The 20,991-nt window shown below is 71.0% G+C and carries 21 protein-coding genes; 10 read left to right on the top strand and 11 right to left on the bottom strand.

Going from position 1 to position 20,991, the window contains the following annotated elements; genetic code table 11:
* Positions 1–6: 6 nt before the first annotated feature.
* The 3 genes from Q9S71_RS04365 to Q9S71_RS04375 are packed head-to-tail and all read right to left on the bottom strand — an operon-like array spanning position 7 to position 2,717.
* Positions 7–1,497, bottom strand: a complete 1,491-nt coding sequence (locus Q9S71_RS04365; protein ID WP_311860757.1) for an MFS transporter — start codon at positions 1,495–1,497, stop codon at positions 7–9.
* Entirely contained in the window at positions 1,494–2,117 is a 624-nt protein-coding gene (locus tag Q9S71_RS04370) for a PadR family transcriptional regulator (RefSeq protein WP_311860758.1), read from the bottom strand. The genes Q9S71_RS04365 and Q9S71_RS04370 overlap by 4 nt, the downstream gene beginning before the upstream one ends.
* A gap of 57 nt (positions 2,118–2,174) precedes the next feature.
* Entirely contained in the window at positions 2,175–2,717 is a 543-nt protein-coding gene (locus Q9S71_RS04375; RefSeq protein ID WP_311860759.1) for a hypothetical protein, read from the bottom strand.
* A gap of 42 nt (positions 2,718–2,759) precedes the next feature.
* Here Q9S71_RS04375 and Q9S71_RS04380 point away from each other — a divergent pair, with 42 nt between their 5' ends.
* The 3 genes from Q9S71_RS04380 (at position 2,760) to Q9S71_RS04390 (ending at position 6,019) form a co-directional block, all read left to right on the top strand.
* Entirely contained in the window at positions 2,760–3,650 is an 891-nt protein-coding gene (locus Q9S71_RS04380) for a phosphoribosylaminoimidazolesuccinocarboxamide synthase (protein ID WP_311860761.1), read from the top strand.
* Positions 3,651–3,729: 79 nt separating this feature from the next.
* Entirely contained in the window at positions 3,730–5,088 is a 1,359-nt protein-coding gene (locus Q9S71_RS04385; RefSeq protein WP_311860762.1) for a uracil-xanthine permease family protein, read from the top strand.
* Between the two features lie 97 nt (positions 5,089–5,185).
* A complete protein-coding gene (locus Q9S71_RS04390; RefSeq protein WP_311861692.1) occupies positions 5,186–6,019 on the top strand; it encodes a VOC family protein in 834 nt (277 codons plus the stop codon).
* A 6-nt stretch (positions 6,020–6,025) separates the two neighbouring features.
* On the opposite strand, the gene Q9S71_RS04395 is transcribed toward Q9S71_RS04390, so the two are convergent.
* The 5 genes from Q9S71_RS04395 to Q9S71_RS04415 all read right to left on the bottom strand — a co-directional run bounded on the left by Q9S71_RS04395 (position 6,026) and on the right by Q9S71_RS04415 (position 11,907).
* Entirely contained in the window at positions 6,026–7,060 is a 1,035-nt protein-coding gene (locus Q9S71_RS04395; RefSeq protein ID WP_311860764.1) for a LacI family DNA-binding transcriptional regulator, read from the bottom strand.
* Complete coding sequence (locus Q9S71_RS04400) at positions 7,057–8,502, bottom strand: GH1 family beta-glucosidase (protein ID WP_311860765.1); 1,446 nt, start codon at positions 8,500–8,502, stop codon at positions 7,057–7,059. Before Q9S71_RS04400 ends, Q9S71_RS04395 begins: the two co-directional genes overlap by 4 nt.
* Positions 8,503–8,545: 43 nt before the next feature.
* Positions 8,546–9,472, bottom strand: coding sequence for a carbohydrate ABC transporter permease (locus Q9S71_RS04405; RefSeq protein WP_311860766.1), 927 nt, complete (start codon positions 9,470–9,472; stop codon positions 8,546–8,548).
* Positions 9,469–10,515, bottom strand: coding sequence for a carbohydrate ABC transporter permease (locus Q9S71_RS04410; protein ID WP_311860767.1), 1,047 nt, complete (start codon positions 10,513–10,515; stop codon positions 9,469–9,471). The genes Q9S71_RS04405 and Q9S71_RS04410 overlap by 4 nt, the downstream gene beginning before the upstream one ends.
* 69 nt (positions 10,516–10,584) lie before the next feature.
* Positions 10,585–11,907: an ABC transporter substrate-binding protein gene (locus tag Q9S71_RS04415; RefSeq protein WP_064003492.1), complete on the bottom strand. Its 1,323-nt coding sequence runs from the start codon at positions 11,905–11,907 to the stop codon at positions 10,585–10,587.
* 231 nt (positions 11,908–12,138) lie between these two features.
* Here Q9S71_RS04415 and purS point away from each other — a divergent pair, with 231 nt between their 5' ends.
* Entirely contained in the window at positions 12,139–12,384 is a 246-nt protein-coding gene (purS, locus tag Q9S71_RS04420; RefSeq protein WP_064003491.1) for a phosphoribosylformylglycinamidine synthase subunit PurS, read from the top strand.
* Positions 12,381–13,088 (top strand): phosphoribosylformylglycinamidine synthase subunit PurQ, encoded by a 708-nt coding sequence (gene purQ, locus Q9S71_RS04425; RefSeq protein ID WP_064003490.1) that lies wholly within the window; start codon positions 12,381–12,383, stop codon positions 13,086–13,088. Before purS ends, purQ begins: the two co-directional genes overlap by 4 nt.
* Before the next feature lie 4 nt (positions 13,089–13,092).
* On the opposite strand, the gene Q9S71_RS04430 is transcribed toward purQ, so the two are convergent.
* On the bottom strand, positions 13,093–13,524 hold the full coding sequence (locus Q9S71_RS04430; RefSeq protein WP_311860770.1) for a DUF1761 domain-containing protein: 432 nt from the start codon (positions 13,522–13,524) through the stop codon (positions 13,093–13,095).
* A gap of 111 nt (positions 13,525–13,635) precedes the next feature.
* Between Q9S71_RS04430 and Q9S71_RS04435 the strand changes: the two genes are divergently transcribed.
* Positions 13,636–14,553: a 2-hydroxyacid dehydrogenase gene (locus Q9S71_RS04435; RefSeq protein WP_311860772.1), complete on the top strand. Its 918-nt coding sequence runs from the start codon at positions 13,636–13,638 to the stop codon at positions 14,551–14,553.
* A 9-nt stretch (positions 14,554–14,562) separates the two neighbouring features.
* On the opposite strand, the gene Q9S71_RS04440 is transcribed toward Q9S71_RS04435, so the two are convergent.
* Positions 14,563–15,081: an adenine phosphoribosyltransferase gene (locus tag Q9S71_RS04440; protein ID WP_311860774.1), complete on the bottom strand. Its 519-nt coding sequence runs from the start codon at positions 15,079–15,081 to the stop codon at positions 14,563–14,565.
* Between the two features lie 74 nt (positions 15,082–15,155).
* Between Q9S71_RS04440 and Q9S71_RS04445 the strand changes: the two genes are divergently transcribed.
* The 4 genes from Q9S71_RS04445 to Q9S71_RS04460 are packed head-to-tail and all read left to right on the top strand — an operon-like array spanning position 15,156 to position 19,893.
* The gene (locus Q9S71_RS04445) at positions 15,156–16,829 is read left to right on the top strand and encodes a glycoside hydrolase family 13 protein (RefSeq protein ID WP_311860776.1); all 1,674 of its coding nucleotides are present in this window, start codon (positions 15,156–15,158) and stop codon (positions 16,827–16,829) included.
* A 1-nt stretch (position 16,830) separates the two neighbouring features.
* Positions 16,831–17,856, top strand: a complete 1,026-nt coding sequence (locus Q9S71_RS04450) for a LacI family DNA-binding transcriptional regulator (RefSeq protein WP_311860779.1) — start codon at positions 16,831–16,833, stop codon at positions 17,854–17,856.
* 10 nt (positions 17,857–17,866) lie between these two features.
* On the top strand, positions 17,867–19,081 hold the full coding sequence (locus Q9S71_RS04455) for an amidohydrolase (protein WP_311860781.1): 1,215 nt from the start codon (positions 17,867–17,869) through the stop codon (positions 19,079–19,081).
* On the top strand, positions 19,078–19,893 hold the full coding sequence (locus Q9S71_RS04460) for a hypothetical protein (RefSeq protein ID WP_311860782.1): 816 nt from the start codon (positions 19,078–19,080) through the stop codon (positions 19,891–19,893). The genes Q9S71_RS04455 and Q9S71_RS04460 overlap by 4 nt, the downstream gene beginning before the upstream one ends.
* Here the strand turns inward: Q9S71_RS04460 and Q9S71_RS04465 are convergent.
* Positions 19,887–20,957 carry a VanZ family protein gene (locus Q9S71_RS04465; RefSeq protein ID WP_311860784.1) on the bottom strand — a complete coding sequence of 357 codons (1,071 nt, stop codon included), beginning with the start codon at positions 20,955–20,957 and terminating at the stop codon, positions 19,887–19,889. The two genes, Q9S71_RS04460 and Q9S71_RS04465, sit on opposite strands and share 7 nt — an antisense overlap.
* Positions 20,958–20,991 lie beyond the last annotated feature (34 nt).

A 20,991-nucleotide genomic window follows, 5' to 3' on the forward strand; every position in this document is an offset into this window, starting at 1 on the left:
CTGCGCTCAGCGCTGCGCGAGGTGCGCGGGGCGGCGCAGGAACAACACGAGCACGACGCCGAGCGCGATCACGGCAGCGGGCAGGAGCATCGCCTGAGCCATCGCGGCGGAGAACCCCTCGGCGACGACGGGAGGCATCCCGCCACCGCCGCCGAAGTCCCCGCCCGTCGCGTCGCCGGCACCCGGCAGGTTCGCCTCGAGGCGCGACTGCATGACGGAGGCGATGGCCGCGGAACCGATGACCGACCCGATCGTCCGGGTCGTGTTGTAGATGCCGGACCCGGCACCCGCCTGCTGCGGCGGCAGGTTGCGCGTAGCGGTCGTCGCGAGCGGTCCCCACATACCCGCGTTGGCGACACCGATGACCGCCGACGGGATCAGCAGCAGGAGGATCGGCGCCTCGGTGTTCATGAGCAGGGAGTACCCGACGAGCCCCGCAGCCATCAGCGTCAGTCCGGGGACCAGCAGCACGCGGGGGTCGACGCGGTCGAGGATGCGGCCCGCGAAGGGGGCGAGCACACCCGAGAGCACCGCCATCGGAATGAGGAGCAGTGCCGACTCGGTCGGCGTCAGCCCGCGGGCGAGCTGGGTGAAGAACGCCATCGGCAGCGCCATGCTCGTCACGGTGAAGCCGACGGCGGCGATCGCGAGGTTGGAGATCGCGAAATTGCGGTCGCGGAAGAGCTGGAGTGGCACGAGCGGCTCGCTCTTCGTACGGCCCTGCGTCCAGATGAAGACCGCGAGGACGACGACGCCGGCGGCGATCATCGCCCACACCCACGCGGCCCAGTCGTAGTGCTCGCCCTCCTGCAGGCCGAAGACGATGAGGAAGAGGGCGACCGCACTCAGCACGACGCCGAGGACGTCGAACCGGTGCGGGTGCGTCTCGAGCTGCGGCACGAGCCGCCACGCGAGCACGAAAGCGACGACGCCCACGGGGATGTTCACGAAGAAGATCCACTCCCACCCGAAGCCGTCGACGAGCAGGCCGCCCGCGAGCGGACCGACGAGGGTGGCGACACCGGCGGTCGCGCCCCACAGGCCCATCGCGGCGCCGCGGCGCTCGGCGGGGAAGGTCCGGGTGATGACCGCCATCGTCTGCGGCGTCATCAACGCGGCGCCGAGGCCCTGCGCGGCGCGCGCGATGATCAGGGCCATGAGCGAGCCCGACAGTCCGCACGCGAGCGACGCGAGAGTGAAGATCGCGAGGCCGATCAGGTACATGTTCTTGGGGCCGAACCGGTCGCCGAGACGGCCGGTGACCAGCAGCGGCACGGCGTAGGTCAGCAGGTAGGCGGACGTGACCCACACGACGTTGTCGAGGTTGCTCGTGGTCGGGTCGAGGGCCGCCTTGATGGCGGGGTTCGCGACCGAGACGATCGTCGTGTCGACGAGGATCATGAAGAACCCGATGACGAGCGCCCAGAGGGCAGGCCAGGGGTTCGTGGGGGCGGCGGGTGCGCCCGGGGCGCGGACGGTGGACGTGCTCTCGCTCATGCGCGTGCGGCTTCTCTCTGTGCCAGATAGCGGTCGGTGGCGGGGATGTCGACGACACCCCAGACGGTGTCGGGACGACGGATGAACTCGACCGCTTCGTCGAGCCAGGCGATGTCGGCGTCGAGGAGCGCCGCCTGGCGGTGCACCTCGATGAGGAACTGGGGGTGCGATCCGTGCGCGATCGCGCGATCGCGGGCGGTCCGATGGGCGTCCAGGGATGCCACGAGCAGCTCCCGACGCTGGGCGAGGAGCGCGAGCACCTCGTCGCGGGGCAGGTTGTGCGCTTCGGTCAGGGCGATGCGGAAGCGGCCCGGGTCGTCGACCGACACGAGCTCGCGGCGGATCCATGCGAGGAGGTCGGCGGCACCGGCATCCGTCAACGCATACGTCGTGCGCTCGGGACGGTTGCCGTCGCGGTCGCTGCCGACCTCGACGATGCGACCCTGCCGTTCGAGGCGGGCCACCGTGTGGTAGATCGTGCCGTGGGTGAGGGCGATCAGCCGGTCGGCGCGGCGCTCGCGCAGCAGGCGCACCATCTCGTACGCGTGCATATCGTCCTCGTGCAGCAGCGCGAGGAGCATGACGGCGGTCGGCGTGAGCGTCGCCGTCCCGTGCGCCATGGAGCCTCCCGGTGAATTAGTCCATGTGGACTATACGCCGGTCCGACGACACCGGGATCACTGGTTGGGACGCAGCACCGCCCACGCGCGCGACACCTCGTCGCCCGTCATCGAGATCTGCACGCCGACCATCCGGTCGACACGGATCCCGGTCGTCCGTCCCGGCCCGCTGCATCCCTGCGTGAGAGCGATGGGCCCGGAGAAGTTCACGGGAGGGTCGTCCTCGCCCACGGCGGGCGACAGGGACAGCGTGATGGTGGCGTCCCGCGGGATGCAGTCGAAGTCGAGCACGTAGTCCTGGTCCCTCACCGCACTGCTCGACACGCTCACGACCGTCACGGGGTCGACGCCGACGGCATCGCTCTCGAACACCAGGCGCGAGGCCTCGAGCGGGTCCTGCTCGGGGACGACGTACGAGGGGTCCACCGATTCCTCGGGTTCGGGCATCGAAGTGGGGGTCGGGGTCGGCGCGGCCTCGGCCGACCTGGTCGGGGATGACGACGGCGTCGGCGCGGCGTCATCGACCGCGGCGGTCGAGACGCAGCCGCTCAGTCCGAACGACACCGCGAGGGCGGTCAGGGCGAGCAGGGGGCGACGCATCCCGCCACGGTACGCGCTCCGCGCGCCCGACATAATGGGCTGGTGACGGATGCCGCGACCCCCCTGCCCGGATGGACCCACGTGTACTCGGGCAAGGTCCGCGACCTCTACCGATCCTCCGACGGAGCCGATGACGGCCGACTGCTCGTGGTCGCCAGCGACCGTGTCAGCGCGTTCGACCACGTGCTCGAGCCGGCGATCCCCGGCAAGGGCGCCCTCCTCACCTCGCTGTCGCTGTGGTGGTTCGAGCAGCTCGCCGGTGCCGACGGCGGCCGCGCGATCGCCAACCACCTCCTCCCCGGCCAGACGCCGCCGGCCGCGACCGACGGGCGCGGCATGGTCGTCCGTTCGCTCGACATGCTGCCGGTCGAGTGCGTCGTCCGCGGCTACCTGACCGGCTCGGGATGGGTCGAGTACCAGGCCGACGGCACGGTCTGCGGCATCCCCCTCCCCACCGGCCTCGGCAACGGCGACCGCCTGCCGGAACCGATCTTCACCCCGGCCTACAAGGCCCCGCTCGGCGAGCACGACGAGAACATCTCCTTCGAGCGCACCGTCGAGCTCGTCGGACCGGAGCGCGCGGCGGAGCTGCGCGACGCGTCGCTCGAGATCTACCGCCGCGCCGCCGCCCTCGCCGAGGCGAAGGGTCTGATCCTCGCCGACACGAAGTTCGAGTTCGGCCTCGACGCCGACGGCGTCCTCACCCTCGCCGACGAGGTGCTCACAAGCGACTCGTCGCGGTACTGGGATGCCGAGACCTGGCGCACCGCCGAGACCCCCGCCGCGCGCATGGCGAGCTTCGACAAGCAGATCGTGCGCGATTGGCTGGCGGCGCATTGGGACAAGCAGGGCACGCCGCCCGTCGTCCCCGACGAGATCGTCGCCCAGACGGCGGCGAAGTACCGCGAGCTGCTCGAACGCCTCACGTCCTGACGGCGTCGCTCCCACGCACTCAGCCGACTCCCAGGTAGCCTGACGCCAGGCATCCCCCCATCACCCGAGGAGTACGCGCATGCCCATCTGGACCCTCCACGGCGACGGCCGTCGCGTCGCCCCCGGTGCCGTCGTCACCCCCCGCGAGCGCCTCGGCTGGGGCAGCACGATCGCCATCGGCGCCCAGCACGTCGTCGCGATGTTCGGCGCCACCTTCCTCGTGCCCCTGCTCACCGGGTTCCCCGTCAGCACGACGCTGCTCTTCTCGGGCCTCGGCACCCTCCTCTTCCTGCTCCTCACCCGGAACCGCCTCCCCAGCTACCTCGGGTCGTCGTTCGCGTTCATCGCGCCGATCACCGCCTTCGGGCCGGGCGAGGGCAAGCCGCTCGACAGCCCCGAGCAGATCGGGCAGGCGCTCGTCGGCGTGTTCGTCGCCGGCCTCCTGCTCGCCGGCATCGGCTTCCTCGTGCAGGCGACGGGAACGCGCTGGCTCGAGAAGCTCATGCCGCCGGTCGTGTCGGGCGCGATCGTCGCTCTCATCGGCCTGAACCTGGCACCCGCCGCCTGGAACAACTTCACGACCGACGCCGTGCTCGCGACGATCACGCTCGTCGCGTGCATCCTGTTCGCGGTGCTGTTCCGCGGCATCCTCGGGCGCGTCTCGATCTTCCTCGGTGTCGTCGTCGGCTACATCGCGGCGCTGATCATGGGCCGCGTCGACTTCACCGGTGTGGCGAAGCTCATCGAGGACCGCGCGTGGTTCGGGTTGCCCGCCTTCCACCTGCCGTCCTTCGGCGACCCGATCGCGTGGGGCCTGCTCCCGATGTTCCTGCCGGTGGTGCTGGTACTCGTGGCCGAGAACGTCGGACACGTCCGCGGCGTCGCGACCATGACCGGCGACCCCACCGTCAACACGCGGACCGGTCGCGCCCTCGTCGCCGACGGACTCGCGACGACCCTCGCCGGCGCGTTCGGCGGCTCGGGCACGACGACCTACGGCGAGAACATCGGCGTCATGGCGGCCACCCGCATCTACTCCACGGCCGCGTACTGGGTGGCGGGCATCATCGCGGTGCTGCTGTCGTTCTCACCCGTCGTGGGCGCCGTGCTCTTCACGATCCCGAGCGGCGTGATCGGCGGCGTGACGACCGCCCTCTACGGCCTCATCGGCGTCATCGGCATCAAGATCTGGGTCGACAACCAGGTCGACTTCTCCCGCCCCGTCAACCAGTACACGGTCGCGGTCGCCTTCGTCATCGCGATCGCCAACTTCACGATGGACCTCGGCCAACTGCAGTTCGGCGGCATCGTCCTCGGCACCCTCGCCGCGCTCGCGATCTACCACGGCGGCAACGCCATCGCCCGGGCGCGCAAGACGGGGGCGGATGACGGGGGCCCGATCGTCCCGATCGGTCAGCTGGGCGGCGACCCGGACTGAGTTCCGGCGCCGCGGGCGTGGGAACAAACGGGAAGCGGCGGCGTTACCGATTCATGTGAATACGCCTACGCCGGACCGTCTCGCGCCCGCGACCTCGATGGGCGCGGTGACGCTCCTGGTTGGAGACCTCGACGGGATGACCCGGTTCTACCGCGACGTCCTCACACTGCAGGTGCTCGATGCGGAGGGCGACACGGTGAAGCTCGGTCGCGCGAACCGCCCGATCGTCGTGCTCCGAGCCGAACCGTCGCTGCGCCACGCCCCCGCAGGTTCCGCGGGACTGTTCCACACCGCGATCCTCTTCGAATCGCAGACGGCTCTGGCGGCGGCACTGTACTCGCTCGCGCGCCACGCGCCCCAGACCTTCACGGGCAGCGCCGACCACCTCGTCAGTCAGGCCTTCTATGCCACCGACCCCGAGGGCAACGGCATCGAGCTCTACTGGGACCGCGACCGGAGCGCCTGGTCGTGGACGCACGGACGGGTGGAGATGGCGACGCTCTTCCTCGACCCGAACGCCTTCATCCGCGAGCACCTGACCGATGCCGCCGCAGCGGGCGCGACCGCCGACGACGCGGCATCCGTCGGTCACGTCCACCTGTCGGTGGGGGATGTCGGGACCGCCCGCTCCTTCTACGTCGACACCCTCGGGTTCGACGTCACGGCGGAGCTCAGCGGTTCCGCCCTGTTCGTGAGTGCGGGCGGCTACCACCACCACATGGCGATGAACGTCTGGAACTCGCGCGGTGCGGGGCCGCGCATGCCGGCGCTCGGTCTCGGCCGCGTCGACCTCGCCCTGCCCGACCGCGACGGTCTCGGCGAACTGAGCGAACGCCTGCGGCACCACGGCGTGCAGGCGGCCGACGACGGTCGGACGGTGACCTTCACCGACCCGTGGCGCAACACGCTGCACGCGACCGCCGTCGCGTGAGCCGCGTCAGGCGGACTCGCGGACGATCAGCTGGGTGTCGAGCAGGGTCTCGCGCGGCGGGTATCCGCCCGACAAGAGGGTGAGGAGGATGTCCGCCATCACCTCGCCCTGCTCGAGCGACGGCTGACGCACCGTCGTCAACGCGGGCGAGACCGACGTGGCGACGGGGGAATCGTCGTAGCCGACGATCGCGACGTCCTCGGGGACGCCGATGCCGGCGCGCGTCAGCTCGGTCAGGACGGCCCCCGCCATCAGGTCGCTCGCGACGAATAGTCCGTCGAACTCGGCACCCGACCGGAGGATCCGCGTGACCGCGGCAGCACCGCCCGCGGCGGTGAAGTCCCCGTCCTCGACCGCGACGGGCGACAGGCCCGCGGCGTCCAGCGCCTCGTGGAATCCTGTCAGGCGGTCGATGCCGCCCGGCATCGTCGTCGGGCCGGTGATCATGGCGAGCCTGCGCCGACCGCGGTCGAGCAGGTGCTGCGTCGCGACACGACCGCCCTCGACGTTGTCCACGTCGACGTAGAAGTCGCGCTCGCGCTCGCGGACGGGCCGACCGCCGTAGACGACGGGCATCGCGGCGGCGATGCGGTCGATGAACGCGTCGCTCGTGTGGTGCGACACGATGATCGCACCGTCGACCGCTCCGCTGCGCAGGTACTCCGTCGCCTTGTCGTTCGGATCGTCGCTGGCGATGATCAGGTTCAGGACGTAGTCGGACTTCGAGATCCGCTTGTTGATGCCGCTGACGATCGCCGCGAAGAACGGGTCGCCGAAGAACCGTGTCGTGTCCTCGGGGACGACGAGCGCGACGGCCATCGTGGCGCGGCTGGCGAGCGAGCGCGCAGCCCGGTTGGGCACGTAGTTGAGCTCATCGATCGCGCGGCGGACGGCGGCGAGCGCGGCGGGGCTGACGGCCGTCGAACCGTTCACGACGCGCGAGACCGTGGAGCGGGACACCCCCGCCGCCGAGGCGACCTCTTCGATCGTCACCGGGGGGTGGAGGACATCGGACACGGTCACCTCGCGGAGTGCAGTCATTCCATCGCTCGGGCGGCGATGACCCGACGATACTCCAGGGCGCTGTCTTTGAACGTCCGTTCCTGAGTGGCGTAGTCGACGCGGATGAGACCGAACCGCTTGTCGTACCCCCACGCCCATTCGAAGTTGTCCATGAGCGACCAGTAGAAGTAGCCGCGGACGTCGACGCCGGCGTCGGCGGCATCCAGGATCGCCGCGAGGTGACCGCGCAGGAATTCGACACGGTCCGCGTCGTGCACCCGCACGGCGCCATCGTCCACGACCGCCTCGTCGTCGTAGGCCGCGCCGTTCTCGGTCACGAACAGCGCTGTCCCGGCATCCTTCGCGTACTCGTCCCAGACCCGCTCGAGCAGGACGGTCAGCGCCTCGGGCTGCACCTCCCAGTGCATCGCCGTGCGGGGCAGACCGCGCTCGTACCAGTGGATGCCGTCGCCCGCCGGCCACGGCGACCCCACCGCGCGGTCGGTCGGGGCATCGCCGGGCAGCGGCGGGTCCGCGGGGGCCGTGCCGCCGACGAACTCGCCGTGGTAGTAGTTGACGCCCAGCACGTCGAGCCGCCGGGAGATGGTGTCGAGGTCGCCGGGCAGCACCGCCGCCTCGAAGCGCGCGACCGCGTCCGCGTCGACGGCGCGGATGTCGGCGACGATGTCCTCCGGGTAGCCGCCGCGGAAGATCGGGTCGAGGAACCAGCGGTTGAACTGCCCGTCGATCCGGCGCGCGGCATCCACGTCCTCGGGTCTGGCGGGGTCCGCCGCCTCGGCGACCGTCAGGTTCAGGGTGATGCCGAGGTTCAGCGCGGGGTCGCGGCGGCGCAGCTCTTCGACGACGAGACCGTGTCCGCGCAGCAGGTGGTGGGAGGCCAGCATCCCGTCGGCGATGCTGAACCGGCCGGGCGCGTGGATGCCGCCGGTGTAGCTGAGGAACGACGAGCACCAGGGCTCGTTGAGCGTCGTCCAGTCCGTCACGCGGTCGCCGAGCGCGTCGTGGACCGACAGGGCGTACTCGGCGAACCTCTCGCTGGTCTCCCGCGCCGTCCACCCGCCCCGCTCCTCGAGCGCCTGCGGCAGGTCCCAGTGGTACAGCGTGAGCCAGGGACGGATGCCGGCACCCAGAAGCTCGTCGACGAGACGCTCGTAGAAGTCGATCCCCTTCGCGTTCACCGGCCCGCCGTCGGGGCGCACACGCGACCACGAGGTGGAGAACCGGTAGGTGTCGAGGCCGAGCTCCTTCATGAGCGCGACGTCGCCGCGGTACCGGTGGTAGTGATCGCACGCGACGTCGCCGTTGTCGGCGTTGATCACGGCGCCGGGCACGCGGCTGAAGGCGTCCCAGATCGACGCGGTGCGACCGTCCTCGAAGGCGGCGCCCTCGATCTGGTAGGCGGCGGTCGCGGCGCCGAAGAGGAAGCCGGTCGGGAAGGGGCGGATGCGGGGGGCGGGCACGGGGGCAGAGTACTCCTGCGCGAGGACGTTCACCGGATGACCGTCAGCCCTTGACCGCGCCGGCCATGATGCCGCTGATGAGCTGCTTGCCCGCGACCACGAAGAGCACCAGGAGCGGGAGCGTTGCCAGGATCGCGCCCGTCAGGACGATCGAGTAGTCGACGTAGTAGCCCGACTGCAGCTGGCTGAGCGCCGTCTGCAGCGTCGGGCTCTGCGGCTTGAGCACCAGCAGGGGCCACAGGAAGTCGGTCCATGCCGTCATGAACGTGAACAGGCCGAGGATCGCCATGGCCGGTCGCGCCGCCGGCACACCCACCGTGAGGAAGGTGCGGAACTGCCCCGCGCCGTCGACGCGGGCGGCCTCGATGAGCTCGTCGGGGATGACGTCCACGAGGTACTGCCGCATGAAGAAGACACCGAACGCCGTGACGAGGGTCGGGATGATGACGGCCCCGATGCTGCCGGTCCAGCCCAGCTCGCGCATGAGCATGAACAGCGGGATGATGCCGAGCTGCGTGGGGATCGCCATCGTCGCGACGACGAAGACCATGAGGCCGTCGCGGCCCTTGAACCGCAGCTTCGCGAACGCGTAGCCCGCGAGGGTGGAGAACGACACGACCGAGACCGTGATGATCGACGAGATGAGGACCGAGTTACCCAGGGCGACCCAGAACGGGATGGCGTCGAGGACCTTCATGGCGTTCGCCAGGAAGTTGCCGCCCGGGATGAGCGGAAGCGTCTCCGCCCGCGTGGCGTTGGTGCCGCTGCCGACGACGAACGACCACCACATCGGGTAAACGCTGCCGATGACGAACGCGGTCAGCAGTCCGTAGGTCAGGAAGCCGGGGCGGCTGCCGATGCCGGCCGGCCCGCTCTCGCGGGGACGTCGACGGCCGCCACGGCGCGGACGCTCGGGCTCGACGACGTCGACCTGCTGGACGGGCAGCCGTGCCGGGATCGCGGTGGTCATCGGGTGCCTTTCGTGGAGTCGGAACGACGCGCGCGGCGCGCCTTGCGGTCGGCACGCTCCGCGCCGCCGGCGATGCCGCGCGAGACGAGGAAGTTGATGAGGCCGATCCCGACGATGAGGACGAACAGGAGGATGGCGACGGCCGAGCCTTCGCCGAGATCGCGGCGGAAGAACGCCAGCTCCCAGAGGTAGAGAACCGTCGTCTGGAACTGCCGGTCGCTGCCGCCGGTGCCGCCGGCCGTCGACACGTCGAACAGCCGGGGCTCCGCGAAGATCTGCAGACCGCCGATCGTCGCGGTGATGATGACGAAGATGAGCGTCGGTCGGATCGAGGGGATCGTGATCGAGAAGAACCGGCGCGCAGGGCCTGCACCGTCGATGGCGGCCGACTCGTAGAGGTCGCGCGGCACCGCCTGCATGGCCGCGAGGAGGATGAGGGCGTTGTATCCCGTCCACCGGAAGTTGACCATCGTGGCGATCGCGATATGGCTGAGGAACGTGTCGTGCTTCCACTCCTGGTCGGGGATGCCGACGAGGTTCAGCACGTTGTTGACGAGGCCGTCGGCCTCGTTGAAGGCGCTGGAGAAGATCAGCGCGGTGGCGACGGGGGTGACCACGAAGGGGATGAGGACGCTCATCCGCCAGAAGGTCGGTGCACGCAGGCCGCGGTCCAGGAGGTAGGCCACGAGAAGCGCCACGGACAGCTGCGGGATCGCCGAGAGCAGGAAGATGCTCAGGGTGTTGCCGATGGACTTCCAGAACGAGTCGTCCTGGAGCACGCTCACGAAGTTGCCCGCACCGACGAACTCGTCCTGACCGCTCAGCAGATCCCAGTCGAACAACGAGACGTTGACCGTGTACAGCAGCGGGAAAAGACCGACGAGGGCGAAGAGGAGGAAGAACGGGGCGATGTAGGCGTACGGCGAACCGCGGTACGCGAATCGCGAAAGGCGCTGGCGTGCGCTGAGGCGCGGCGGTCGAGCTGCGGCATCGGTCGGGGCCTCCGGGCGCACGCGAGGCGGCGGCGAAGCGGTAGTGGTCATGGTGTCCTCTCGTGTGCGCCGGGATGGTGCACGGGTCACCGGCGATGCCGGTGACCCGTGCGGGAGGTCCTAGTCGGACTCGACCTGCTTGGCCAGCTCCGCGAGGGCCTTGTCCCACGCGCCGGCGGTGTCGACCTCGCCCCGGTCCAGCGCGCTCAGCGCGGGGCCGAAGACGTTCTCCTGGATCACCGAGTCGTCCGGTCCCTTGTACTGGGCGACGACACCCTTCGCGCGCTCGGCGAGGATCGCGCCGGTCGGGGCGTCGTTGAAGAACTCGTTGGGCGTCGCGTCGCTCGCGAGGCTCTCCTGCGCCTCGATGGTCGACGGGAAGTTGCCCGCAGCCGCCGACTGCTTGACCTGCTGCTCGGGCTGCGTCAGCCAGTCGGCGAGCTTCGCCGCGGCTTCCTTGTGCTCCGAGGTCTCGGAGACCGACAGCCACGCGCCGCCCCAGTTGGCTGCGCCGCCGGGGAAGACATCCGCGAAGTCCCACCCGGTGGAGGCGTCCCCGCCCGCGCTCTCGACGCGCTCCTTGACGATGCCCAGCATCCATCCCGGGCAGACGAAGGTCGCGAACGTCCCGTCGACGAACGACTTGTTGCCGTTCCAGTCCCACGCCGCCTGCGCGGCGGACTGGCCACCCTCGGTGGCGGCGCCGAGGAGCTCGAAGCGCCGCTTGAGCTCGGCGTTGCCTTCGACGTTCAGCGTCCCGTCGGCGGTGTAGTAACCCTCGTCGAGCTGGTTGACCATGGCGTTCCAGACGAAGCCGGAGTGGTCGTACCACCCCTTGCCGGTGTCGTCGGTGTACTTCTGGCCGATCTCGAAGTAGTTCTCCCAGTCGCCGTCGAGCAGCTCGGCGACGCTCTCGCGGTCGGTCGGCAGGCCGGCCGCCTCGAACGCCGGGGCGTTGTAGCAGATGCCGCTCGGGCCGATGTCGGTGCCGTAGCCGATGACACGACCGTCGGGTGCCGTGGCGGTCTCGTACTTCCAATCGACCCAGTCGGCCTTGCGGTCCTCGATGCCGTAGTCGCGCAGGTCGGCGAAGTTCTCGACGACGCCCTCCTCCATGATCGCGCCGAGCCAGCCCTCCTCGATCGCCACGATGTCGGAGAGCCCGCCGGCGCCGATCTTGGTGAAGAGGTCGGTGCGCGCGTTGCCGCCGGTGTCGATGTTGGTGGCTTCGATCTTCACGCCCGGGTTGGCCTCTTCGTACTCCTTGTAGAGGTCCTCGTAGCCGAAGGTGCCGAAGGTCGTGATGGTCAGGGTGACGTCGTCGCCGCCACCGCCGCTGCCGGTGCCGCCGGTACCGCCGGCCGAGCAGCCGGCCAGGACGAGAGCGGACGATGCGGCCGCGCCGGCGATGATTCCGACGCGTCGCAGAACGCGTGAGTTCACAGGACACTCCTTTGTGGTGTGGACGAGAGCCAGGTGCCGTACTCCGTCTTTGGGAGCGCTCTCATCGGGTTGTGGGAGACGCTATGGGATCGCTCCCACGACTGTCAAGGGAGCGCTCCCACGGCGGGAGTCACGGTTTGGTCACGGACGGCCGCGGTGGAGCGCAACGGCGGCGCGGCGCGGGCTCTAGACTGGTCGCGCACCCTGCCCGCGACATCCCGGAGCTTTCTGATGCCCACCATCGTCGTCGACGTCATGCCCAAGGCCGAGCTCCTGGACCCGCAGGGGAAGGCCGTCGCCGGCGCCCTGCAGCGCCTCGGTCACGCCGGATTCGGCGACGTCCGCATCGGCAAGCGGTTCGAGCTCACGGTCGACAGCGCCGACGAGCAGACCCTCGCCGCCGTCAAGACCATCGCCGACGAGATCCTGTCGAACTCGGTCATCGAGGACGTCGTGGGCATCGAGGTCGTCGAGTGACCGTCCGCGTCGGGGTCATCACCTTCCCCGGCTCGCTCGACGACGGCGACGCGCGCCGCGCCGTGCGTCTCGCCGGCGCCGAGCCCGTCGCCCTCTGGCACGGCTCGCACGATCTCGACGGCGTCGACGCCCTCGTCCTGCCGGGCGGGTTCAGCTACGGCGACTACCTGCGCGCCGGCGCGATCGCCGCGCTCGCGCCGATCATGTCCGAGGTGAAGGATGCCGCGGCGAAGGGTATGCCCGTCCTCGGCATCTGCAACGGCTTCCAGATGCTCGTCGAGGCGCACCTGCTGCCGGGCGGACTGATCCGCAACGCCCACCAGCAGTTCATCCGCCGCGACCAGCGGCTCGTCGTCGAGAACGCCGACACCGCGTGGACGAACGAGTTCCGCCGCGGGCAGGAGATCGTCATCCCGCTCAAGAACGCCGACGGCGGCTACATCGCCTCCGACGAGACGCTCAAGCGGATCCAGGGCGAGAACCTCGTCGCGTTCCGCTACGCCGGCGTCAACCCGAACGGGTCGATCGACGACATCGCGGGCCTGACGAACGAGCGAGGCAACGTCGTGGGTCTCATGCCCCACCCCGAGCACGCGATCGAGCCGGGCTTCGGCCCCGACACCCCCGCCGCCATGCGATCGGGCGTCGACGGTCTGCGCTTCTTCACCGCGGCGGTCTCCGCGGTCGTGCACTCCGCCGCCTGAGCCGTCAGACGGTCCCCGCCGGGGGCCAGACGCCGATGATCACGGCCATGACGAGGACCGTGACGAGCTCGTGCCCGATGTTCATCACCGTGAGCGAGGACGGCCGCCCCTCGAAGGCGTCATGCGTGATGAACCGGGATGCCGTGAACCCCGCCCACAGCAGGATGCCGGTCACGATCGCCGCCCACAGGTACGACCCCTCGTAGAAGTGCCAGGCGATGCTCGTCGCCCCCGCGAGGACCCACGCCGACGCGAAACTGACGAACACCGTCACGACGATGGCGACGGTGGCCGTGGCGGCCGGGCGGTCCATGTCGACACCGGCCAGACGGGCCCATCGCGTGCCGAAGACCTTGGGGGCGTACCAGATCGATCCGACGATCATCGTCGAGAGGGTCGCGAGGATGACGGTCCAGTAGTTGATCTCAGGGATCACGGCGACCTCCGGGTCGGAACGAGGGCGGACGGGCTGTTGGGGCGACAGTAGCGCCACCCCGCCGGAATGCCGCGGAGATCCGCCGTCGGGCTACGGCGGTAGCCTCGGGGCATGGCTTCGATCAGCGTCAGCGTGCCCACCGACCGCCTCGCCGAGGAACTCGCCGACATCGACGGCGCGGACGTGTTCGTGTGGAAGATGGATGCCGCCGCCCCCCGCCCGCGCATCGACATCGTCGTCCCGCCGTACATGGCCGCGGGAAGTCCGCTGCCGTGGCTCGAGGGTGTCGAGGTCGGGCTCGTGCAGGGACAGTCGATCGGCTACGAGGGCATCGCGGAGCGTCTGCCCGACGGCGTGCTGTTCGCCAACGCGACGACGGTGCACGAGGCATCCACGGCGGAGCTCGCCGTCGCACTGACCCTCACGGCGCAGCGCGGCATCGACCGCTTCGTCCGTGCACAGGACGCCCGCGAGTGGCGCCCGTTCCAGGCGACGGGCCTCGCCGACCGCCGCGTGATGGTGCTCGGCTACGGCGGGGTCGGCAAGGCCGTCGCCGCCCGACTCGCGCCGTTCGAGGTGGACCTCGTCGCGGTCGCCTCGACCGCGCGCGACGAGGACGGCGTGCACGTCCACGCCGTCGACGAGCTGCCCGAGCTGCTGCCCGGCGTGGACATCGTCGTCGTCACGCTCCCCGGCGGCGAGAAGACCCGGCACATCGTCGACGACGCGTTCCTGTCGGCGCTGCCCGAGGGCGCACTGGTGGTGAACGTCGGCCGCGGGTCGCTCATCGACACGGATGCTCTCGTCGCACACGCGCGCACTCGCGGCATCCGTGCGGCCCTCGACGTCACCGACCCCGAACCGCTCCCCGCCGACCACCCACTCTGGACGCTCGACGGCGTCGTCATCGCCCCGCACGTCGGGGGCGCGACCGACGCGATGCACCCGCGGGTGGTGCGTCTGCTGCGCCGGCAGATCAGCCACCTGCTGGCGGGCGAGGAGCCCGAGAACGTGGTGATCCGGACCTGAGCGCTCCGCTCAGACGGTGAAGACGCTGTGCACGTCGCCGCAGACGGTGCGGCCCCGCAGGGCGGTGAGCTCCATCAGGACCGAGGTGCCCGCGAGCGTGTAGCCGAGCTGCGCGAGAAGCTGCTGCCCGGCGCGCAGCGTCCCCCCGGTGGCGAGCACGTCGTCGACGAGCAGGACGCGCGCACCGGAGACGAGGTCGTCGGTCATCTCGATCGTGGCGCTGCCGTACTCGAGGTCGTAGCTGACCGACCCCGCCGGACGCGGCAGCTTGCCCGCCTTGCGGATCGGTGCGAGGCCGGTGCCCGAGGCGACCGCGATCGCCCCGGCGAGCAGGAACCCGCGCGCCTCGACGCCGGCGACGACGTCGAACGAGCCGACGTACGGCTCGGCCATGGCCATCGCGATCGTGCGGAGGGCCGCGGCATCCGCCAACAGCGGCGAGATGTCACGGAAGAGGATGCCGGGTTCGGGGAAGTCGGGGATCGTCGCGATGAGCGATTCGGCTCGGGCGAGGGCGTCGGGATTCACTGGGTCGAGGTTACTCGCCTCGCCTGACGACAGCGGATGCCGGGTGCGCAAGCGCTTGCGCTAGGCTGGCGCGCATGACTTCGACCCCCGTCTCGACCGTCACCTCGACGCTGGCCCCGATCGGCGAGAGCCGCCCCGGCGCCGAGTGGTGGCGCACCGCCGTGATCTACCAGATCTACCCCCGCTCCTTCGCGGACGCCTCGGGCGACGGCATCGGCGATCTGCCCGGCATCACCGCGCACCTCGACGACCTCGCTTCGCTCGGCGTCGACGCGGTCTGGCTGAGCCCGTTCTTCACCTCTCCGCAGAAGGATGCCGGCTACGACGTCGCCGACTACCGTGACGTCGACCCGCTCTTCGGTACCCTCGGCGACTTCGACGACATGCTCGAGGCGGCGCACGCCCGCGGCATCCGCGTCATCATCGACCTCGTCCCCAACCACTCGTCCGACAAGCACGTCTGGTTCCAGGAGGCTCTCGCCGCTGCGCCCGGCAGCCCCGAGCGCGCGCGCTACATGTTCCGCGACGGCACCGGCGAGAACGGCGAACTGCCCCCCAACAACTGGGAGTCCGTCTTCGGCGGGCCGGCCTGGACCCGGATCCCCGACGGCCAGTGGTACCTGCACCTGTTCGACAGCTCGCAGCCCGACTTCGACTGGAACAGCCCCGAGGTGCGCGCCGAGTTCGAGACGACGCTGCGCTTCTGGCTCGACCGCGGCGTCGACGGCTTCCGCGTCGACGTGGCGCACGGTCTGATCAAGGCCGACGGCCTGCCCGACTACACGCCCCCGGCCGAGGCCGACTCGATGGGCGGCGCCGAGCCGGTCCCCTACTGGGGTCAGGACGGTGTGCACGAGGTGTGGCGCGAATGGCACCGCGTGCTCGACGAGTACGAGGGCGACCGCGCGCTGTGCGCCGAGGCGTGGCTGCCGACGGTCGACGAGACGGCGAAGTGGGTGCGCCCGGACGAGATGCACCAGGCGTTCAACTTCCCCTACGCGATGAGCGAGTGGGATGCCGCGCAGTTGCGCGTCGTCATCAGCGAGTCGCTGCGGGCCTTCCCCGCCGTGGGCGCGCCGGCCACCTGGGTCCTCTCGAACCACGACGTCATCCGCCACGCGACCCGCCTCGCGATGCCGGGTCACCCGCAGGGGCACGGCGTCGGACCGGCGACCCCCGGCAAGCCCGACCCCGCCGCGGGCCTCCGTCGCGCCCGCGCGGCGACCGCGCTGATGCTCGCCCTGCCGGGCTCGGCCTATCTCTACCAGGGCGAGGAGCTCGGCCTCCCCGAGGCGATGGAGCTGCCCGACGACGTCCGTCAGGACCCGACCTGGTTCCGCACCGACGGCGAGCGCTACGGCCGTGACGGATGCCGCGTCCCGCTGCCCTGGACCGCGGACGACGGCGCCTTCGGGTTCAGCCCGACCGGCGAGAGCTGGCTGCCGCAGCCGGCCGAGTGGAACGCGCTCGCCCGCGACGTGCAGGAGGACCAGCCCGAGTCGACGCTGTGGCTGTACCGCACGCTGCTCGCCACCCGTCGCGCGCACGACCTCGGCTCGGGCGCGCTCGAGTGGCTCGACGGCTACGGCGACGACGTCATCGCGTTCCGCAACGGCGACGTCACCGTCGTCGCGAACGTCGGGTCGACGCCGGTCGCCCTGCCGAAGGGCACGCTGCTCGTCGAGAGCGACGCGTTCCTCGGTCGCGAGCTGCCCGCCGACACCACCGTGTGGATCGCCGCGGACTGACGTGACCGGGATCGACGACGTCGCCCGCGCCGCCGGCGTGTCGGCGGCGACCGTCTCCCGCGCACTCAGCGGGCGCGGGCGCATCTCGGATGCGACCCGCGCCCGCGTGCGCGCCGCCGCCGCCGACCTCGGCTACGTCGTCTCGGCCGCGGCATCCGCTCTCGCGACGGGACGCGCGGCGAACATCGGCGTCGTGGTGCCGCTGCTGGACCGCTGGTTCTTCGCGAACGTGCTCGACGGGATCGCCAGCCGGCTCACCCCGCGCGGGTACGACATGACGCTGTACAGCATGAGCATGGACCGCGCGCAGCGCGACGGGGTGCTCGACGTGTCGTTGCGCCGCGGGCGCGTGGACGGGCTGATCGTGCTGTCGCTCACGCTCGCCGACGACGAGGTCGACCGTCTGCTGGCCCTGGACCTGCCGGTCGTGGGGCTCGGCTCCACGAACCGCCGGCTGCCCGCGCTGCGGATCGACGACGTCGCCGTCGCGCGCCTCGCGACCGAACACCTCCTGGCTCTCGGTCACCGCCGGATCGCGCACCTCGGCGCCGGGTACCCGGGGGACCCGGGCCTCGACATCCCGTCCCTGCGCCGCCACGGGTTCGATGCGGCGATGGCGGATGCCGGCATCCGCGACTCGCGCTTCGTCGCCACCGACTTCACGATCGACGGCGGCTACCGCGCCGCGCGCGCTCTGCTGCGGGAGGCGGAGCCGCCGACGGCGATCTTCGCGGCATCCGACGAACTGGCGTTCGGTGCGCTCTTCGCGGCGCGGGACGAGGGCCGGGACGTCCCGCGGGACCTCTCGGTGATCGGCGTCGACGGCCACGAGATGAGCGACTTCTTCGGCCTCACGACGATCGCGCAGTTCCCGCACGAGCAGGGCGAACGGGCAGCGGACGCGGTCCTGGCGGCCGTGGACGGACGCACCGAACTGGGGGAGCTCTCGTTCCGGCTCGTCGAACGCACCTCGACGAGCGCCCCGCATGGAGGACTTGCTGAGAAATCGGGGGCTCCCGCGCCGTAGGCTCGAAGGTATGCCCCTCGACCTCGAAGCGATCTACACCGATCTGCACCGGCATCCGGAACTCTCGTTCCAGGAGACCCGGACGGCCGGCGTCATCACGCGCGAGCTCGCGGCGCTCGGCCTCGAGTACGAGGAGGGCGTCGGCCGCACGGGTGTCGTCACGGTCGTCCGCAGCGGCGACGGCCCCGTCGTCTGGCTGCGCGCCGACATGGACGGCCTCCCCGTCGCCGAGCAGACCGGACTCCCCTACGCCAGCACCGCCCGCGGCGTCGACCCGGCGGGGCAGGACGTGCCCGTCATGCACGCGTGCGGACACGACATGCACGTGACCGCGCTGCTGGGTGCACTCGAGAAGCTGCAGGCGACCCGCGGCGAATGGTCGGGCACCGTCGTCGCCGTCTTCCAGCCCGCCGAGGAGTACGGCGCCGGCGCGCAGGCGATGATCGCCGACGGCGTCTTCGACCGGTACCCGAAGCCCGACATCGTCCTCGGTCAGCACCTGACCCCGCTGCCGGCGGGAACGATCGGTGTGCGTCCGGGCACGCAGATGGCGGCATCCGACGGCATCACCGTCACCCTGCACGGCCGCGGCGGACACGGCTCGCGCCCGCACGCCACGATCGACCCCGTCGTCATGGCGGCGGCCACCGTCATGCGCCTGCAGACGATCGTCTCCCGCGAGGTCGACCCGCGCGAGATGGCGGTCGTCACCGTCGGCTCGATCCACGCGGGCCTGAAGAACAACATCATCCCCGCCGAGGCGACCCTCGAGCTCAGCCTGCGCTACCCCAACGACGAGGCGCGCGCCGACATCCTCGCGCGCGTCGAACGCGTCGTCCGCGCCGAGGCGGCGGCATCCGGTGCCGAGCAGGAACCCACGATCTCAACCCTCCATTCCCTCCCGCCGACGATCAACGACGCAGACGCGACCGCGCGTCTGACCGCCGCGCTCGACCGCGCGTTCGGCGAGGGCACGGTCGTCGACCCCGGCATGTTCACCGGCAGCGAGGATGTCTCGTGGTTCGCCCGCGAGTCCGGCGCCCCGCTCGTCTACTGGTTCTGGGGCGGTGTCGACCCGCAGCAGTACGCGGATGCCGCCGCTGCCGGCACGATCTCGCGCGACATCCCGACGAACCACTCCCCCTTCTTCGCCCCCGTGCTGCACCCGACCATCGAGCGCGGCGTCGACGCCCTGACCGTCGCCGCGCGGGAGTTCCTCTCGTGAGCAACGACGACTGGCTGCCTTTCGCCCCCCTCGATCCGCAGGAGCACCGCGAGCCGGAGCGCCCCGAGAACCCGAACCGCGTGCCGATGATCCTCGGCGCCATCGCCGGTGTGCTGCTCGTGGCGGTGATCGTCGTGGTCAGCGCCTACCTGCTGCGCGCGACCGAGCCGACGACGGCGGCACCGCCCGCGGCGAGTTCCCCGGCCGCGCCGCAGCCCGCGCCCTCGACGCCGCAGGAGCAGCCGCAGCCGTCCGAGACGCCCACGCCCGAGCCGCCGGCGGCGGCCTCGACGATCGCGCTGAACGGATCGGGCTTCACGATCACGTCCGAGGACGGCGAGTTCACGCACCGATGGGCGGATGACGCGGCCCCCGCGATCGCCGCGCTCACCGAAGCGTTCGGCACGGCGCCGGAGGAGGACTTCGTCAACGGCGACGCCGAGAACTGGGCGTACGACATCTACGTGTGGCCCGGCTTCCGCCTCTACGACGTGTTCCTCGGTGACGGCGGGCGCTCGCGCAGCGAGGTGCCGGCGCCGACCTGGGTCACCGTCGGTGCCGGTCTGCCGGCCGACGTGCAGGTCACGAACGAGTTCGGCGTCGCGGTGGGCGACACCATCGACCAGGCCCGCAGCAAGGGGCCGTTCGACGAGTTCGCCCTCACGAACGGACGCCTGCGCCTGACCTACGGCGAGGGCCGCGGCACGTTCTACAGCAACGGCGAGCGCGTGTTCAGCGCCTTCGTCGAGTCGGACGAGTCCGCGCAGAAGGTCGCGACGATCACGTACACGTTCCGCGCCCGCGGTCAGTGACCGTCGACGCGGGCGGACTCTGACCGCGCGTCGACGAGGTCGCGGCCCGTCGCGAGCCCCGGCAGGCCGCGTCCGGCGCGCGTCGTGAACAGCAGCACGAACGACACGAGCGCGAAGAGGCCGACGAGAAGACTCGTGTCGCCGAGGAGCTGCCCGAGCAGCAGGTATCCGCCGATGCCGGCCGCGAACCGCAGCAGGCGGGCCGCCCATTCGGGCAGCCGTCCGCCGTCGTAACGCAGCTCGACGGCGAGGTCGCCGACCGTGCGGCCGGTCACGAGGACCACGATGAGCCACAGCAGGATCGGGACCCAGCCGGCGGCGAGATCACCGAGGACGGCGTCGGCGACCAGGTCCTCCCGCCGGAGCGCGAACTGCAGGAAGAGCTGGACGACGGTGCCGGCCGCGCCGCCGACGATCGAGGCGCCGAGCAGGTCGCAGAGCACGGCGAGCAGCCGGCGCCCCCGCGTGACGGGGCGGGGCGCCCCGGCATCCGCTGCCTTCTCGAGTCCCCGCAGCCGCGTCGGGACGATGAGGGCGATCAGCGAGCCGACGAGCGAACCCATCGTGTTGGTCGTCAGGTCGCCCACGTCGAAGAGACGGTAGCCGCAGGGGAAGACGCCCCAGACGCCGGTCAGCTGGGTCAGCTCGATGAGCAGCGAGACCGCGAGCCCGGCGACGAGGGCGACGACGAGGCCGCGGCGCAGGGCGACCCGCAGGAGGAACCCGAGCGGCACGAACAGCAGCACGTTGAAGACGACCTGCAGCAGGCGGACGTCGGTGAGGGCCGCGCCGTCCGCGACCGCGCCGACGACATCGTCGACGGTCGGCGCGAGGCTGAGCACCGCGCCCGCGCAGCGATAGTCGTCCGAGGTCGGAAGCGGCAGCAGGGTGTACGTCCACAGCGCCATGAAGTAGACGAGGGATGCCGCCCAGAAGGCCAGCCTGCCGAGGGTCAGGCGCCCGCGGCGCCGGTAGCTGACGGCCACGAGGGGCACGAAGAGCAGCAGGCCTACGACGGCACCGAACAGGACCGCGACGACCGCGGGGAAGAGCTGTCCGGTCATGCCTGGAGTCTAGGGACAGCGCGGCATCCGCTTC

Source organism: Microbacterium gawkjiense, assembly GCF_031932225.1.
Classification (GTDB): Bacteria; Actinomycetota; Actinomycetes; order Actinomycetales; family Microbacteriaceae; genus Microbacterium; species Microbacterium gawkjiense.

Bases quoted from the DNA above. Each gene is read 5' to 3' on its own strand.
- Q9S71_RS04365 (WP_311860757.1), bottom strand. From the start codon at position 1,497: ATGAGCGAGAGCACGTCCACCGTCCGCGCCCCGGGCGCACCCGCCGCC.
- Q9S71_RS04370 (WP_311860758.1), bottom strand. From the start codon at position 2,117: ATGGCGCACGGGACGGCGACGCTCACGCCGACCGCCGTCATGCTCCTC.
- Q9S71_RS04375 (WP_311860759.1), bottom strand. From the start codon at position 2,717: ATGCGTCGCCCCCTGCTCGCCCTGACCGCCCTCGCGGTGTCGTTCGGA.
- Q9S71_RS04385 (WP_311860762.1), top strand. From the start codon at position 3,730: ATGCCCATCTGGACCCTCCACGGCGACGGCCGTCGCGTCGCCCCCGGT.
- Q9S71_RS04390 (WP_311861692.1), top strand. From the start codon at position 5,186: ATGGGCGCGGTGACGCTCCTGGTTGGAGACCTCGACGGGATGACCCGG.
- Q9S71_RS04395 (WP_311860764.1), bottom strand. From the start codon at position 7,060: ATGACTGCACTCCGCGAGGTGACCGTGTCCGATGTCCTCCACCCCCCG.
- Q9S71_RS04405 (WP_311860766.1), bottom strand. From the start codon at position 9,472: ATGACCACCGCGATCCCGGCACGGCTGCCCGTCCAGCAGGTCGACGTC.
- Q9S71_RS04410 (WP_311860767.1), bottom strand. From the start codon at position 10,515: ATGACCACTACCGCTTCGCCGCCGCCTCGCGTGCGCCCGGAGGCCCCG.
- purS (WP_064003491.1), top strand. From the start codon at position 12,139: ATGCCCACCATCGTCGTCGACGTCATGCCCAAGGCCGAGCTCCTGGAC.
- Q9S71_RS04435 (WP_311860772.1), top strand. From the start codon at position 13,636: ATGGCTTCGATCAGCGTCAGCGTGCCCACCGACCGCCTCGCCGAGGAA.
- Q9S71_RS04445 (WP_311860776.1), top strand. From the start codon at position 15,156: ATGACTTCGACCCCCGTCTCGACCGTCACCTCGACGCTGGCCCCGATC.
- Q9S71_RS04455 (WP_311860781.1), top strand. From the start codon at position 17,867: ATGCCCCTCGACCTCGAAGCGATCTACACCGATCTGCACCGGCATCCG.
- Q9S71_RS04465 (WP_311860784.1), bottom strand. From the start codon at position 20,957: ATGACCGGACAGCTCTTCCCCGCGGTCGTCGCGGTCCTGTTCGGTGCC.